Source organism: Pseudomonas aestuarii, from assembly GCF_027988105.1.
Taxonomy (GTDB): Bacteria; Pseudomonadota; Gammaproteobacteria; order Pseudomonadales; family Pseudomonadaceae; genus Aquipseudomonas; species Aquipseudomonas aestuarii.
Genome location: NZ_JAQJZJ010000002.1, coordinates 334,214 through 347,804 on the forward strand (window position 1 = coordinate 334,214; position 13,591 = coordinate 347,804).

At 63.3% G+C, this 13,591-nt stretch carries 13 protein-coding genes; 7 read left to right on the plus strand and 6 right to left on the minus strand.

From position 1 onward, the window contains the following. The first annotated feature begins 276 nt into the window (after window positions 1–276). Complete coding sequence (locus PH586_RS05430; protein ID WP_271346760.1) at window positions 277–1,068, plus strand: crotonase/enoyl-CoA hydratase family protein; 792 nt, start codon at window positions 277–279, stop codon at window positions 1,066–1,068. A gap of 6 nt (window positions 1,069–1,074) precedes the next feature. On the opposite strand, the gene PH586_RS05435 is transcribed toward PH586_RS05430, so the two are convergent. Beyond that, the gene (locus PH586_RS05435) at window positions 1,075–1,848 is read right to left on the minus strand and encodes a spermidine synthase (RefSeq protein ID WP_408636773.1); all 774 of its coding nucleotides are present in this window, start codon (window positions 1,846–1,848) and stop codon (window positions 1,075–1,077) included. 249 nt (window positions 1,849–2,097) lie between these two features. On the opposite strand from PH586_RS05435, the gene PH586_RS05440 reads away from it, so the two are divergent. Next, window positions 2,098–3,444 (plus strand): class II 3-deoxy-7-phosphoheptulonate synthase, encoded by a 1,347-nt coding sequence (locus PH586_RS05440; RefSeq protein ID WP_271346761.1) that lies wholly within the window; start codon window positions 2,098–2,100, stop codon window positions 3,442–3,444. A 22-nt stretch (window positions 3,445–3,466) separates the two neighbouring features. On the opposite strand, the gene PH586_RS05445 is transcribed toward PH586_RS05440, so the two are convergent. Both PH586_RS05445 and PH586_RS05450 read right to left on the minus strand, forming a co-directional pair. Then, complete coding sequence (locus PH586_RS05445) at window positions 3,467–4,384, minus strand: response regulator (protein WP_271346762.1); 918 nt, start codon at window positions 4,382–4,384, stop codon at window positions 3,467–3,469. A 1-nt stretch (window position 4,385) separates the two neighbouring features. Then, a complete protein-coding gene (locus PH586_RS05450; RefSeq protein ID WP_271346763.1) occupies window positions 4,386–5,690 on the minus strand; it encodes a sensor histidine kinase in 1,305 nt (434 codons plus the stop codon). Window positions 5,691–5,959: 269 nt separating this feature from the next. On the opposite strand from PH586_RS05450, the gene PH586_RS05455 reads away from it, so the two are divergent. Genes PH586_RS05455 through PH586_RS05465 form a run of 3 tightly spaced genes read left to right on the plus strand, consistent with a single transcriptional unit; the run spans window position 5,960 to window position 8,310 of the window. Further along, window positions 5,960–6,136, plus strand: a complete 177-nt coding sequence (locus tag PH586_RS05455) for a DUF2897 family protein (RefSeq protein ID WP_271346764.1) — start codon at window positions 5,960–5,962, stop codon at window positions 6,134–6,136. Further along, complete coding sequence (locus PH586_RS05460) at window positions 6,111–7,502, plus strand: hypothetical protein (protein WP_271346766.1); 1,392 nt, start codon at window positions 6,111–6,113, stop codon at window positions 7,500–7,502. The genes PH586_RS05455 and PH586_RS05460 overlap by 26 nt, the downstream gene beginning before the upstream one ends. A gap of 49 nt (window positions 7,503–7,551) precedes the next feature. Further along, window positions 7,552–8,310: a CPBP family intramembrane glutamic endopeptidase gene (locus PH586_RS05465; RefSeq protein WP_271346767.1), complete on the plus strand. Its 759-nt coding sequence runs from the start codon at window positions 7,552–7,554 to the stop codon at window positions 8,308–8,310. On the opposite strand, the gene PH586_RS05470 is transcribed toward PH586_RS05465, so the two are convergent. The 3 genes from PH586_RS05470 to PH586_RS05480 form a co-directional block, all read right to left on the minus strand. Then, window positions 8,261–9,073, minus strand: a complete 813-nt coding sequence (locus tag PH586_RS05470; RefSeq protein WP_271346768.1) for a substrate-binding periplasmic protein — start codon at window positions 9,071–9,073, stop codon at window positions 8,261–8,263. The genes PH586_RS05465 and PH586_RS05470 overlap by 50 nt on opposite strands. A gap of 81 nt (window positions 9,074–9,154) precedes the next feature. Further along, window positions 9,155–9,895: a substrate-binding periplasmic protein gene (locus tag PH586_RS05475; protein ID WP_271347054.1), complete on the minus strand. Its 741-nt coding sequence runs from the start codon at window positions 9,893–9,895 to the stop codon at window positions 9,155–9,157. A gap of 156 nt (window positions 9,896–10,051) precedes the next feature. Next, window positions 10,052–10,675, minus strand: a complete 624-nt coding sequence (locus tag PH586_RS05480) for a TetR/AcrR family transcriptional regulator (protein ID WP_271346770.1) — start codon at window positions 10,673–10,675, stop codon at window positions 10,052–10,054. A gap of 241 nt (window positions 10,676–10,916) precedes the next feature. Here PH586_RS05480 and PH586_RS05485 point away from each other — a divergent pair, with 241 nt between their 5' ends. Both PH586_RS05485 and PH586_RS05490 read left to right on the plus strand, forming a co-directional pair. Next, window positions 10,917–12,716 (plus strand): acyclic terpene utilization AtuA family protein, encoded by a 1,800-nt coding sequence (locus PH586_RS05485; protein ID WP_271346771.1) that lies wholly within the window; start codon window positions 10,917–10,919, stop codon window positions 12,714–12,716. Between the two features lie 2 nt (window positions 12,717–12,718). Next, complete coding sequence (locus PH586_RS05490) at window positions 12,719–13,588, plus strand: SDR family oxidoreductase (protein ID WP_271346772.1); 870 nt, start codon at window positions 12,719–12,721, stop codon at window positions 13,586–13,588. The last annotated feature ends 3 nt before the right edge of the window (window positions 13,589–13,591 follow it).

Genomic DNA, 13,591 nt, shown 5'->3' on the forward strand with positions numbered 1-13,591 from the left:
GTGGCCATGAATTGACCGGCGCGCACTATACCGGAAAAAATGGCCTTTGTGATGATTTTCCAACAATTCAAACAGCGGCACCGCCAAACGGTCGCTCAGACCGAGACTCAACCCAGGTCATTCAATGCTCGCGCAACAGCACCATATACAGGCCATTGAAGTGCAGACGCCGCATCAACCCTCATTCAGCAGTGGCCAATGCGCCCCACCACGTGCGGTTTGCAGTAGCGCTGCTATAACCTGTTGCACGACATTTCCTGCACAAGGATTTCTGCCATGACTCAAGACACCAAAGGTCGCGTCAGCCGTGAAAAACGCGGCCAGATCATGCTGATCGGCCTGGACCGATCGACCAAGCGCAATGCCTTCGACCTGGACCTGCTCAATGACCTGTGCCTGGCCTATGGCGAATTCGAGCGCGACAGTGAGGCTCGCGTAGCCTTGGTCTTCGCTCATGGCGAGCACTTCACCGCTGGGCTTGACCTGGCCAATGTCGCCGCCAGCTTTGCCGCGGGCTGGCAGATCCCTGCCGGCGGCTGCGACCCCTGGGGGGTGTTTGGCGGCCCACGGGTGAGCAAGCCAGTGATAGTGGCGGCCCAGGGCTATTGCTACACCATCGGTATTGAACTGATGCTCGCCTCGGACATCAACCTGTGCGCCAGCAATACCCGCTTCGCCCAGATGGAAGTGCAGCGCGGTATTTTTCCGTTCGGCGGCGCCACCCTGCGCATGCACCAGAGCGCCGGCTGGGGCAATGCCATGCGCTGGCTGCTCACTGGCGATGAGTTCGACGCGCACGAAGCCTACCGCCTGGGTTTGGTGCAGGAAGTGCTGGCCAGTGAAGAACTGCTGCCACAGGCACTCAAGCTGGCCGGGCGAATTGCCGCCCAGGCACCGCTTGGGGTACAGGCCACCCTGGCCTCGGCACGCCAGGCAGTGCGCGAAGGTGAAGTCGCGGCGACGGCCAATCTGCACCCGACAGTGACCCGCCTGATGGCCAGCGAAGATGCCCAGGAAGGCGTGCGCGCCATGCTCGAACGTCGCCCCGGCGACTTCAAGGGCCGCTGAACGCAATCAACTGGCCGGACGCAGCGCCTCGATCAGCGGCTGCAGGGAATACCCCAGTTGCGGCGCCAACGCCGCGGCCCGAGCGTGCAGATCGCCCAAGTCGAGCTGCTGCTCGAGATCGGCCGGCACCAGCAGGATGACATTGCCTTCCTTGACCGGACATTCCCAATAATGCCGATGGTAGAGGCCGCGCAAAAGGGGCGCGCCGAGCGGCTTGCCGTCATTGCCGGCCCATTGATTGATGATCAGCCAGCCGCCCGGATTCAACTGTTTCTGGCAGTTCTCGAGGAACTTCCAGGCCAGGTGGCCAACGCCGGGACCGTGGTCGGTATAGAGGTCGACGAAAATCAGGTCGGCGCGTTCCGCGCTTTCCAGCAGATCGAGGGCGTCACCGATGCGGATGGTCAGACGCGGATCGTCCTCCAGCCCGAGGTACTGCATGGCCAGGCGCGGCACCTCGGGTCGCAGCTCGATGGTTTCGACATCCTCCAGCGGCAGGAACTTGAGACAGGCCTGGGTCAGGTTACCGGCACCGAGCCCCAGGAACAGCGCGCTCTCGGGCACTGGATGGCACAAGCCGCCAAGCAGCATGGCGCGGGTGTAGTCGTACTCCAGCCAACTCGGGTCGGCAGTGAACACGCAACTCTGCTCGATCGAGTCGCCGAATTCGAGAAAGCGGTATTCGCCGATCTCGACCACCCGGATTACGCCGAACGCATCCTGCACTTCGGCGAGCAGCACCTCGTCTTTCATCTCGTCCACCGGGGGTAAACCTGGCATTTATCGCTCTCCAGCCTGACAGCCCCGACCAGTCGCACCAGGGTAAAGGCGACAATTGTCAATGAAGCACCCGCGCCGGGTCACGCGATAATTCACCGCCGGCTGCTTTGCTGCGTCTTGCGCAAGGCCCACCAGGGCCCTATCCGGGCGGTTATGCAGCGGCGCTATCACGGCTATCGGCTTGAAGGCGCAGGCTGATCGGTTACCATGCCCACCTGCCTAATTAACCGCCTGAAGCCGAGAATCGTCATGTCGCAAGCCTGGAGCCCCGAAAGCTGGAGAAGCAAGCCCATCCAGCAGCAGCCGATCTACCCCGACGCCGCCCACCTGGCCAAGGTCGAGCAGACCCTGGCCGGCTATCCGCCGCTGGTGTTCGCTGGCGAAGCCCGTGAGCTGCGCCGCCAGTTCGCCGAGGTGACCCAGGGTCGTGCCTTCCTGCTGCAGGGCGGCGACTGTGCCGAGAGCTTCGCCGAATTCAGCGCGGCGAAGATCCGCGACACCTTCAAGGTGCTGCTGCAAATGGCCATTGTCATGACCTTCGCCGCCGGTTGCCCGGTGGTGAAAGTCGGGCGCATGGCCGGGCAGTTCGCCAAACCGCGCTCGGCCAACGACGAGACCATCGGCGGGGTCACCCTGCCGGCCTACCGCGGCGACATCGTCAATGGCATCGGCTTCGATGCCAAGAGCCGGGTGCCGGATCCGGAGCGCCTGCTGCAGGCGTATCACCAGTCCACCGCCAGCCTCAACCTGCTGCGCGCCTTCGCCCAGGGTGGTTTCGCCGACCTGCACCAGGTGCACCAGTGGAACCTCGACTTCATCGCCAACTCGGCCCTGGCCGAGAAGTACAGCCAGCTGGCCGCCCGCATCGACGAAACCCTGGCCTTTATGCGTGCCTGCGGCATGGATACTTCGCCACAACTGCGCGAGACCAGCTTCTTCACCGCCCACGAGGCGCTGCTGCTCAACTATGAAGAAGCCTTCGTGCGCAAGGACAGCCTCACCGGCGGTAACTACGCCTGCTCGGCGCACATGCTGTGGATCGGCGACCGCACCCGCCAGCTGGATGGCGCCCACGTCGAGTTCCTGCGTGGCGTCGGCAACCCGATCGGGGTCAAGGTCGGCCCGAGCATGGACCCGGACGAGCTGATCCGCCTGATCGACATCCTCAACCCGGACAACGACCCCGGCCGCCTCAACCTGATCGTGCGCATGGGCGCGGACAAGGTCGAAGCCCATATGCCGCGTCTGGTGCGCAAGGTGCAGGGCGAAGGCAAGCAGGTGCTGTGGAGTTCCGACCCCATGCACGGCAACACCATCAAGGCCAGCAGCGGCTACAAGACCCGCGACTTCGCGCAGATCCTCGCCGAAGTGAAGCAGTTCTTCGCCGTGCACCAGGCCGAGGGTAGCTATGCCGGCGGCATCCATATCGAGATGACCGGACAGAACGTCACCGAATGCATCGGCGGCGCCCGACCGATCACCGAAGATGGCCTGTCGGATCGCTACCACACCCACTGCGACCCGCGGATGAACGCCGACCAGTCGCTGGAACTGGCCTTCCTGATCGCCGAGACCCTCAAGCAGGTGCGCCGCTAAGCCGCTCGCCGTCTGGGCCGCACTACGCCGTCAGGCGTTCGCGCAGGCGGCCCAACATGCCCATCAGGCTCCCGACCTTCTCCCGCTCGCGCGCCTCGCGCGGCACCTGCGCCAGGCGCGTGACTATCTGCGCCGGCTGGGCGCGCCACAGCAGTGCCTGCTCGGCGGCGGCCTGCAAGCCTTTCTCGAACAGGCCACGGCGGATCGGCTTGGGCAGGTAGCGGAATATCTGCGCCTCGTTGATCAGTTTGAGCAACGCCTGGGTGTCGCAAAACGGAGTCACCACCAGGGTCAGCAAACGTGGATGCGCCTGGGCCAGGGTTTTCAGCAAGGGCGCGACCTCCTCGCCGGCCAGCTTGAGATCGCTGACCAGCAGATCCACCGGCTGCGCGTTGAGCACGGCCAGCGCCTCACCGAGGTTGCTCACACGCACCAGCCGATGGCCGCCGCTCATGCAAAAATCGCCAACCACGGCCAACGTTTGCAGGTCGTCATCGAGTAACAGCACATTGAGCGGCGCGGCCAGCAGGCTGGCACTCGGCAATAGCGGCAGCTGGGCCTGACGCGCGGCGATTTCCGCCGCCTGGCGCAGAGTGAAGGCCATTTCCTGCTGGTCCCAGGGCTTGGTCAGGTAGCGGAAGATGCCGCCACTGTTCAGCGCCGCCACGGCTGCATCCAGGTCGGAGTAACCCGTGAGCAGGATGCGCAGGGTCTGCGGGGCGATCTCGCGGGCCTGGGCGAGCAGCTCGGCGCCGCTCATCTGCGGCATGCGCTGGTCACTGACCAGAATATGCACCGTCTCGCTTTTCAGGCGTTGCAAGGCGCGGCGCGGATCGCTCTCGGTGAGTACCTGGTATTGCCGGCGAAACTGCAAAGCCAGGCTGCGCAGGATGCGCTCCTCATCGTCGACAAACAGGATGCGAATCTGTGCTGCGATCATGTCAGGCGCTCCGTTGCAGTGCGGCCGCCTGCGGACGCGGCAGGCGGATCAAAAAGCGCGTTCCGCGCCCCGGTTCGGAAGCGACGCGGATCAGGCCGCCGTGATCCTGGATGATCTTGAAGCTGATCGACAGGCCCAGGCCGGTGCCCTGGCCGACCGGTTTGGTGGTGAAGAAGGGGTCGAAAATCTGCGCCAACACCGCTGGCGACATACCGCGGCCGCTGTCCTGCACCGAGACGAACACCGCCGCTTCCTCGACCCAGGTTTTCACCCGGATCTGGCCAAAACCGTCGATGGCCTGGGCGGCGTTGGTGAACAGGTTGAGCAAGACCTGATTGATCTGCGAGGGCGCACAGGGAATGCGCGGCAGGTCGCCGAGCTGCAACACCGCTTCGGCCTTGTCCTTGATGCTGTTGCGCGCGATCACCAGGGCGCTGCGGATACAGTCGTTGAGGTCGACCTCCTCGCTCATGGCGCGATCCAGGCGGGCGAAGTCCTTGAGACCGACCACCAGCTCGGCGATCTGCTCCAGGCCATAGAGGGTGTCGTCGAACAGCTGGTTAAGATCCTCGACCAGCAGCTCCGGCGCGGCCCGTTCACGGGCGCTGGCCGCCTGGTCCAGAGCCATGGCCAGGCGCGCTTCGTCGCAGTTCGGGTCGGCCAGGCAATCGGCCAGGGTCGCCTGCACCTCGGCCAACTCGAACAGCGGCGCGCTCAGCTCACGCAGCAGTTGCACATTGTTCTTCACGTAGCCCAGCGGCGTATTCAATTCGTGGGCGACGCCGGCGACCATCTGCCCAAGGGAAGCCATCTTCTCCGACTGCACCAGTTGCGCCTGTGATTCCTTGAGATCGACCAGCGCCTTGCGCAGCACCGCATTGCGCTGAGCAATCCGCGCCTCCATGGCCTTGAGCAGATCCAGCACGGTGCCCAGGCCGCGGTACTGGCCCTGGGCATCGACCAGGATAAAGTCTTCGGTGATCGGGTATTGCAGCTGCCCGGTGATCTGCTTGGCCGCCTCTTCCAGACTGGTGTCCAGACTGACCACCAGCGGCGCTGGATTCATCACCTCATGCACCGGATGACGACCGCGCAGGTCGCGGCCGAAGCGCTGCATGAAAATGTCCTGCAAGGCATTGCGACTGACCAACCCCAGCGGCTTGCCCGCCGCATCGACGACCGGCAGGGACAGAAAAGCCCTGTGCTCCTGGGTCAACAAGCGATCCGCGACATCCGCGATGCTCATCGCCGGCGCCAAGGGCATAACCGATTTGAGCAGGCGCACCAGAGCACTGGTGGTGGTCATTGGCAAAGACTCCCTGATGCTGGAAAGTCGCCATTCAATCAGCGCCAGGTTGCCGTCGTGTGACACTGCTCACGCTGCCACCGACTGCCCTGTTGCCCGTCATCACCTTGTCATCCTGGCCTAGGCCAGTGCCGCCAGCGACGTCGGGGGCAGAGGGGCAAGCCGCCACGAGGCTTGAAGTGACAGCGACCTGCACGATTACCAACCTGACAAGCCCGGCCAGGCGCGATATGGTGAGGACTCCTCCTCCCCCCCCCCGCAGAGCGACCATGCCCTGGTATATCTGGTTACTGATAGTTCTCGTTCTAGGCTCTATTGTGGGCGGCCTGCTGGTGCTGCTGCGTACTGCCAAACCCCTGCCCCTAACCGACGAGCAACTGCAGAAAGTCCGTGAACGAAAGATCGAGATGGAAGCCCAGGATGCCGAGGACGCTGGCAAGCGTTAGCCTGCTGGCCGGCCTATTGACCGGCTGTGCACAGTGGCAACCTGCACCGACTGAAACCTGTGCGACGCTGTTCAGGCAATTGCCGGTGGCCACCCAGGCCTATCAGGATGCGCAGTACCATCGTCTGCCCGGCTTTGTCGGCCTGCGCAGCGATAGAGTCCTCGCCGCCCTTGGCCCTAGCGCGGACAATCCGGCGCAGCGCCGCCTGTGGCTGCAGCGCCTGGCCGCGCGCGATGCCGAGGCCAGCCGAATCGAAATCGCCCAATTAGCCTCGACCCAGCGCCGCGACTGGAGCAGCCCCGCTCGGCAGGACAGGCTCGACGCCTGCCGTGCCGAGCAGGTCGAACGCCTGAGCGCCGACCCCAGGGCGTTTGCCCGGGCAGTCGAGGCCGCGCAGGTACCCGACAACTATCGTGACTGGGCACGCATCCTGGGCCTCTATCCGCTGTTCAAGCCGATCTTCCGCCAGGGTATTGCCGCCTGGCAGCAGGCCGCCGCCCAGGCCACTGCGCCCGAAGACGGTGCACACTGGTTGAGCTACCAGCCGATTGCACCAGCAGCGCAGCCGCTGCCGCTGATGATGCATGAAAATGGCCTGGGCCTGCCGCAGGCGGATGCCCAGCAACTCGACGCCCTGTTCGCCCGCCATGCCCCTTGGTTGAAAATTGCCCAAGCCAGCCGCAGCGACCGCATCGGCAGCCCGCGCTACCACCCTGATGGCAGCCGAGCGTTCAATCCGCTGCAGGCGCGGCTTTACCAGCACAGCAGCTGGACCCAGCTGAAAGGCCGCTGGCACCTGCAACTGATCTACCAGTTCTGGTTCAGCCAGCGCCCCAAGCCAAACGCCCTGGATCTGTACGGTGGCGAGCTGGACGGTTTGCTCTGGCGCGTCACCCTCGACCGGCAAGGCAAGGCCCTGCTCTACGACAGCATCCACCCCTGTGGCTGCTGGCACAGTTTTTACCTGCCCGCGGACTCACCCCTGCGATTGCGCCAGCATGCCGATCAAGAAGCACGCCTGAGCCAACGCCTGGACTTCAATGGCGATACGGCGGCGACCCTGTGGTTGAGTGCAGGCGAGCATCGCCTGCACTGGGTCGATGCTCGCCGCTCGCGCTACCCCACACTGCTCTACCAACGCAGCCCGCTCGATCAGATGCGCCAATTGCCTCACCCGCAAGGCCAGCGCAGCCTGTACGGCAAAGACGGCCTGGTAGCCGGCAGCGAGCGCCTGGAGCGCTGGCTGCTGTGGCCATCCGGGGTCGTTTCGCCAGGTGCCATGCGGCAGTGGGGCACGCATGCCACGGCCTTTATCGGCCGAGCCCACTTCGACGACCCGCATTTGCTCGAGCGCTATTTCCAGTAACACTCAACGGCCTGCGCCGCTAAACTGCAGCCCCTCACAAGGAGCTGCCGTGCCGCTACCTCTTCGCCTGTTGTTGCCAACCCTCGGCCTGGGGCTGGGCTTTGGCCTGGGTTTTATTCAACCTGTCGGGCTGACTGCTGGTCTGCTCTTCATCGCCCTCCTGCTGGCTGCCGACCAGGCACTGCCCAAGCGCCTGTGGTGGGGCCTCAGCCTGCTCGCCAGCATTGCCCTCGCCGCCCACCTGATACCGGGTTTCACGCCCTGGCCACTGGCGCCGCCACGGCAGATCAGCAGCGATGCGGCGCCTTACGCCGTGCGCCTGTCCTGGGACAAATTGCTGGTCGGCCTGACCTTGCTGGCCTGGTGGCTGGGCCAACCCCACGCCCGCCCCGACCACGCGCAACGGGCCTGGGCAGTGGCGCTGGCGACCCTAGCCGGTATACCCCTGCTGGCCCTGGCTCTGGGCATGGTCGGTTGGCAGCCAAAATGGCCGGAGGAAGTGTGGTTGTGGCTGGCGGTCAACCTGGGCGTCGCTGTCCTGGCCGAAGAATTGCTGTTTCGCGGCCTGCTGCAGACTTATCTGGTCGGCTGGTTAGGTAGCTGGCCGGGAATCCTCATGACCGCCCTGCTGTTCGGCGCCGTGCATGCGCCCTTCAGTCCACTATTCGCCGTGGTCGCGGGGATCGCCGGCCTGGGTTACGGCCTGGTGTTTCACTTCAGTGGCCGACTGAGCCTGGCGGTTGCCCTGCACGGCGCGGTCAATCTCTCGCACCTGCTGCTACTGAGCTATCCGCTGCGCCTGACCTGACTGTGATCCGGTAGGGTTCGAAGATAGTGGCCAATTGACCATTGCTGCGCAACTGCTCGAATAACCGGCCAAGTTGCGCCGCACTGATCGGGGCGGCGGGGCGTAGCAGCACCCGATGCTGGTAGCGCTGGTCGACCCGCCGGGAAATCAGCAACTGCCCGGCGTACTGCCGATTACGCTTGAGAAAATCGCTGACATAGGAACGCGTTACCAGGGCGATATCCGCTCGCCCATGCAGCACCATGAGCAGGTTGCTGTCGTGGGAATAGCTCAGGGTCGCATTGAAGTTTTTCGCGAGAAATTGCGGCTCGGCATTGAAGTCGGCGAAACCATAATGGTAGCCATTGAACAGCGCCAGACGCTTGCCTCTGAGTCGCTTGAAATAGCCCTGGCCACGCTCCGGCTCGACCCGCGCGACAAACACCTCAGCATCTTCCAGCCCCATATCGACAACGTTGTGGGCAATACCCTGCCACCCCCAGGCCGGGTTTTCGAACATCGACATGTCAATCCGGCCCTGCTCGAAATCCTGGAAACGCCGGGGAATCGAAGTAGGTCGCACGACGAAGCGGAAATCGCTCTGCGCCCGGTTAAGCGCATCGAGCAAGTGCGGCAGTAAGCCGGCGTGCTGCGACTGCTCCGCCTTGGCCACATATGGCGGAAAAAACGCGCCGCCGACACGCACCACTTGCTGGGCTGCAAGCGGCCCCGCAGCGAGTATCGCCACCAACAATGCACAACCCCTGACAAGCCTGCTCAGCATCCGCCGCATATGCCCCCCAGCATCCATATTTACCCTCGAAAAACAGCCTACCCGAGGGAAAGCCATCCGAACAGAATGATTTCAGTCACTCAGCAGAGGCTCCGGCACCACCAGATGATAGCGCTGGAGCAAGGCATCCAGCTGCCCATTACGCTTGAGCGCCTGCAAAAAGCCGGCGAATGTCTCAGGCGTCAGCGGGGACTGCGCACGGAACAGCGCATAGTGCTGGTAAAACTGATCGACCCGCTGCGATACCAGAAAAGCCTTACTGCGCTCGGAGTAACGCCGCTGGTAGCGCTGCAGATAAGAGCGGGTGATCACGGCTATATCGGCCCGATCGCGCAGCACCATCAGCAGGTTGCTGTCATGCGAATAGGTCAGCACTGCGGCAAAGTTCTCAAGGAGGAATTGCTGATCCGCATTGAAGCCGGCGAAGCCGTAGTGATAGCCATTGTATAGCGCCAGCCGTTTGCCCTTGAGCTGCTCAAAATAGTTTTGGTCGCGTCCCGGCTTGGCGAGGGCGACATAGACTTCAGCATCTTCGATATGCAGATCCAAGGCGACATGCGGCGTATTCTGCCAGCCCCAGCCTGGCGACTCGAACAGGATCAGATCGAAACGGCCACTCTGCAGATCGCGGTAACGGCGGGTCACCGAGGTCGGCACCAGACTGAACTGATAGTCGCTCTGCAACGCATTCAGGGCCACCAGCAGCTCCGGCAGCAGACCAATAGGCGCAGCGCTTTCCGGTTTAACCACGTAAGGGGGGAAATGGTAGGCGCCGACCCGCACCTGCTCGCCAGCTATAACCGGCAAAGCCATGAGCAGACACAGGGCAATCAGCAGCCTCGGCAATACCACGCGCAAATCACCCACCTCGAAACGACACCAAACTGCGAGCGGCTTCTTGTGTTAGCTGGGCGGATATTGCCTGACCGCGACAGTGGTAGCAAAAGGCCATTTATTAGCATTGAACGCTCAAACTTCTTTGAGTACCAGCGAAAGTGCCTCTTCAGCCAGCTGATCCAGACTCATCGGCCCTTCAGGGCGGAACCAGGAAGTGGTCCAACTGAGGGCGCCGGTGAGGAAGCGCCGCAGGATGAAGGGATCGGCCTTGAAGTATCCCTCGGCCTTGGCCTCGCTCAGGACATCCAGCCACAACTGCTCATAGGTATCGCGCAATTCGAGGATAAATTGCTGGCTGGGCTCCGAGAGCGAACGCCACTCGTAGACCAGTACCGCCATGGCCTCGCCGGTGCCGCCCATGATCGACTGCAGTTCGCAGCGGATCAGCGCCAGCACCCGCTCACGCAAGTTGCTCGCTTCGGCTAATGAAGCTCGCATCAAGGCGGTGTTATAGCGGATGGTTTCCTCCATCACCGAGCGCAGGATCTCGTCCTTGCTCTTGAAGTGATGAAAAATACTGCCCGACTGAATACCCACCGCGCTGGCCAGGTCGCGCACCGTGGTGCGCTCGTAGCCTTTGCTGCGAAACAGGTGCGCCGCGGTTTGCAGCAGCTTGCCGCGCGCGCTGTCCGGGTCGGTGATCTGCCCACTGGCCACCAGTTGCCGCATCACCGCCTGAGCTTGTTGATCATCCACGCTAAATACTCTCCAACTCTCTTATGACTGGAGCAACTCAGTAAAAAACTGCCATTGCCCGCGCACACGCAGCAGGTTTGCCCAAGTGCTTGTCGCTATTAGTGAAATTTATGCTGCACCGGCCACCCAAGCAAGCGCTTGGGCATATTTCGAGCAATTTATATCGACTCAGGGGCTTTCAAACCAAGCGCTTGCTTGGTAGTGTTTGGACCACCTCATTCATGTGTTGCGGACCCTGCCAATGACTAAAACCGTACGCATCGGCTGTGCCTCCGCCTTCTGGGGCGACACCTGCACCGCCGCCGCCCAACTGGTCCAGGGCAGCGCACTGGATTACCTGGTGTTCGACTACCTGGCCGAAGTGACCATGTCGATCATGGCCGGCGCCCGGATGAAGCAGCCGGATGCCGGCTACGCCGGCGATTTTGTGCAAACCCTGGCGCCGCTTTTGGGCGAGATCGCCGCCAAGAAGATCCGCGTGATCAGCAATGCCGGCGGGGTTAACCCCAGCGCCTGTGCCGCTGCACTGGCCGCGGCCTGTGCGCAGGCCGGCGTCGAGCTGAAAATCGCCGTGCTGCACGGCGACAACCTGCAACCCAAACTGGGTGAGTTGATCAAGGTCGGCACCGTGGAGATGTTCACGGGTGCGCCTTTGCCGCCCTTTTGCCTGTCGGTCAACGCCTACCTGGGCGCGCCCGGCATTGTCGAAGCACTGAAGCTGGGTGCCGATATCGTCATCACCGGCCGCGTGGTCGACAGCGCCGTGGTCAGCGCCGCCCTGGTGCATGAATTCGGCTGGAGCTGGAGCGACTACGACCAGCTGGCCCAGGCCGCATTGGCCGGGCACATCATCGAATGCGGCGCGCAGTGCACCGGCGGCAACTTCACCGACTGGCAGAGCGTGCCGGACTACGAGCATATCGGTTTCCCGGTGGTGGAAGTGGCCGCCGATGGCAGCTTTGTCGTGAGCAAGCCGCAGGGTTCCGGCGGCCTGGTCACGCCATTGACTGTGGGCGAGCAGATGCTCTACGAGATCGGCGATCCACGCGCCTATTACCTGCCCGATGTGCTGTGCGATTTCACCCGGGTCGAGCTCAAGCAGGTCGGTGAAAACCGCGTTGAGCTCAGGGGTGCCCGCGGCCTTGCACCCACCGCTCAATACAAGGTCAGCGCGACCTACCCGGATGGTTTCCGCTGCACCGCCAGCTGCCTGATGGCGGGTATCGATGCGGTTAAAAAAGCCCAGCGCGTCAGCCAGGCGATCATCAACAAGACCGAGGAAATGTTCGCCGAGCGCGGCTGGGGTCCATATAAGGAAGTCAGCATCGAACTGCTCGGTTCCGAAGCCACCTACGGCCCCCGTGGCCAGCGTACCGACACCCGCGAGATCGTGATCAAGATCGCCGTGCGTCACGCGAAGAAAGAAGCGCTGATCCTGTTCTCCCGCGAGATCGCCCAGGCTGCCACCGGCATGGCCCCGGGCCTGACCGGCATCGTCGGTGGTCGCCCCACGGTGTATCCGGTGATTCGCCTGTTCAGCTTGCTTGTCGACAAGAACGCCTGCGCCCTGGCAGTGGAAATGAACGGCGATCACACGCCGGTCGCGCTGCCGCGGATCGAGGTGCTGGACAGCAGCCAGATCGCCGCGGATAGCGTCGCCCCGCTACCAGCGGGTCAGGCCGACGTTAGCGTGCCGCTGATCAAGCTGGCCGTGGCGCGCTCCGGCGACAAGGGCAACCACAGCAATATCGGCGTAATGGCCAGAAAGCCCGACTACTTGGCCTGGATCGCCGCTGCGCTGAGCGCAGGTGCCGTGGCCGAATGGATGCAGCACACCCTGGACCCGCAAACCGGCAAGGTCAGCCGCTGGTACCTGCCCGGTAGCCATAGCCTGAACTTCCTCTTGGAAAACGCCCTGGGCGGCGGTGGCGTGGCCAGCCTCCGCATCGACCCGCAAGGCAAGGCCTTCGCCCAGCAGCTGCTGGAATTCCCGGTGCCGGTGCCCAAGGCGCTGGCCGCTAGCCTCGAGCGAGGACAATAACCATGAGCTACGACTCGGTTTTCAAACCCGGCCTGTTCAGCGGCCAGACCATCATGGTCACCGGTGGCGGCAGCGGTATCGGCCGTTGCACCGCCCATGAACTGGCCCAGCTGGGGGCCCATGTGGTGCTGGTCGGGCGCAAGCTGGAAAAGCTCGAAGCCACCTGTGGCGAAATCCGCGAGGACGGTGGCAGCGCCAGTTTTCAGGTGTGCGATATCCGCGACGAAGAAGTGGTCAAGGCCATGGTCAAGACCGTGGTGGCCGAGCGCGGGCAGATCCATCATCTGGTCAACAACGCCGGCGGCCAGTTCCCCGCGCCGCTGATCGGCATCAACCAGAAAGGCTTCGAGACCGTGGTGCGCACCAACCTGGTCGGCGGCTTCCTGATCGCCAAGGAAGTGTTCCTGCAAAGCATGAGCAGACACGGTGGCAGCATCGTCAACATGCTCGCCGACATGTGGGGCGGCATGCCCGGCATGGGCCACTCGGGCGCAGCGCGCGCCGGTATGGAGAACTTCACCAAGACCGCCGCCTATGAATGGGGCCATGCCGGGGTGCGGGTCAATGCCGTGGCACCGGGCTGGATCGCCTCCAGCGGCATGGACACCTACCCCGAATCGATGAAGAACATGATCCGCTCGCTCAAGGATCATGTACCGCTGCAGCGCATCGGCAGCGAATCGGAAGTGGCAGCAGCCATCGTCTTCCTGCTCACCCCGGGGGCCAGTTTCATCAGCGGCAATACCATTCGTATCGACGGCGCGGCCAGCCAGGGCAGCCGCGCCTGGACCCTGGGCAAGGCGAAAAACAGCGAAACTTATAACGGCTTCCACCGGGCCTATGTGCCCGATGTGCTGAAAAACCAGGAGTAAGGC

Excerpts from the sequence above, each read along its gene's own strand:
- PH586_RS05475 (WP_271347054.1), bottom strand. The coding sequence starts at position 9,895 with ATGGCTTTGCCGGTTATAGCTGGCGAGCAGGTGCGGGTCGGCGCCTAC.
- PH586_RS05490 (WP_271346772.1), top strand. The coding sequence starts at position 12,719 with ATGAGCTACGACTCGGTTTTCAAACCCGGCCTGTTCAGCGGCCAGACC.
- PH586_RS05460 (WP_271346766.1), top strand. The coding sequence starts at position 6,111 with ATGCCGAGGACGCTGGCAAGCGTTAGCCTGCTGGCCGGCCTATTGACC.
- PH586_RS05440 (WP_271346761.1), top strand. The coding sequence starts at position 2,098 with ATGTCGCAAGCCTGGAGCCCCGAAAGCTGGAGAAGCAAGCCCATCCAG.
- PH586_RS05470 (WP_271346768.1), bottom strand. The coding sequence starts at position 9,073 with ATGCTGAGCAGGCTTGTCAGGGGTTGTGCATTGTTGGTGGCGATACTC.
- PH586_RS05455 (WP_271346764.1), top strand. The coding sequence starts at position 5,960 with ATGCCCTGGTATATCTGGTTACTGATAGTTCTCGTTCTAGGCTCTATT.
- PH586_RS05485 (WP_271346771.1), top strand. The coding sequence starts at position 10,917 with ATGACTAAAACCGTACGCATCGGCTGTGCCTCCGCCTTCTGGGGCGAC.
- PH586_RS05445 (WP_271346762.1), bottom strand. The coding sequence starts at position 4,384 with ATGATCGCAGCACAGATTCGCATCCTGTTTGTCGACGATGAGGAGCGC.
- PH586_RS05435 (WP_408636773.1), bottom strand. The coding sequence starts at position 1,848 with ATGCCAGGTTTACCCCCGGTGGACGAGATGAAAGACGAGGTGCTGCTC.
- PH586_RS05450 (WP_271346763.1), bottom strand. The coding sequence starts at position 5,690 with ATGACCACCACCAGTGCTCTGGTGCGCCTGCTCAAATCGGTTATGCCC.
- PH586_RS05430 (WP_271346760.1), top strand. The coding sequence starts at position 277 with ATGACTCAAGACACCAAAGGTCGCGTCAGCCGTGAAAAACGCGGCCAG.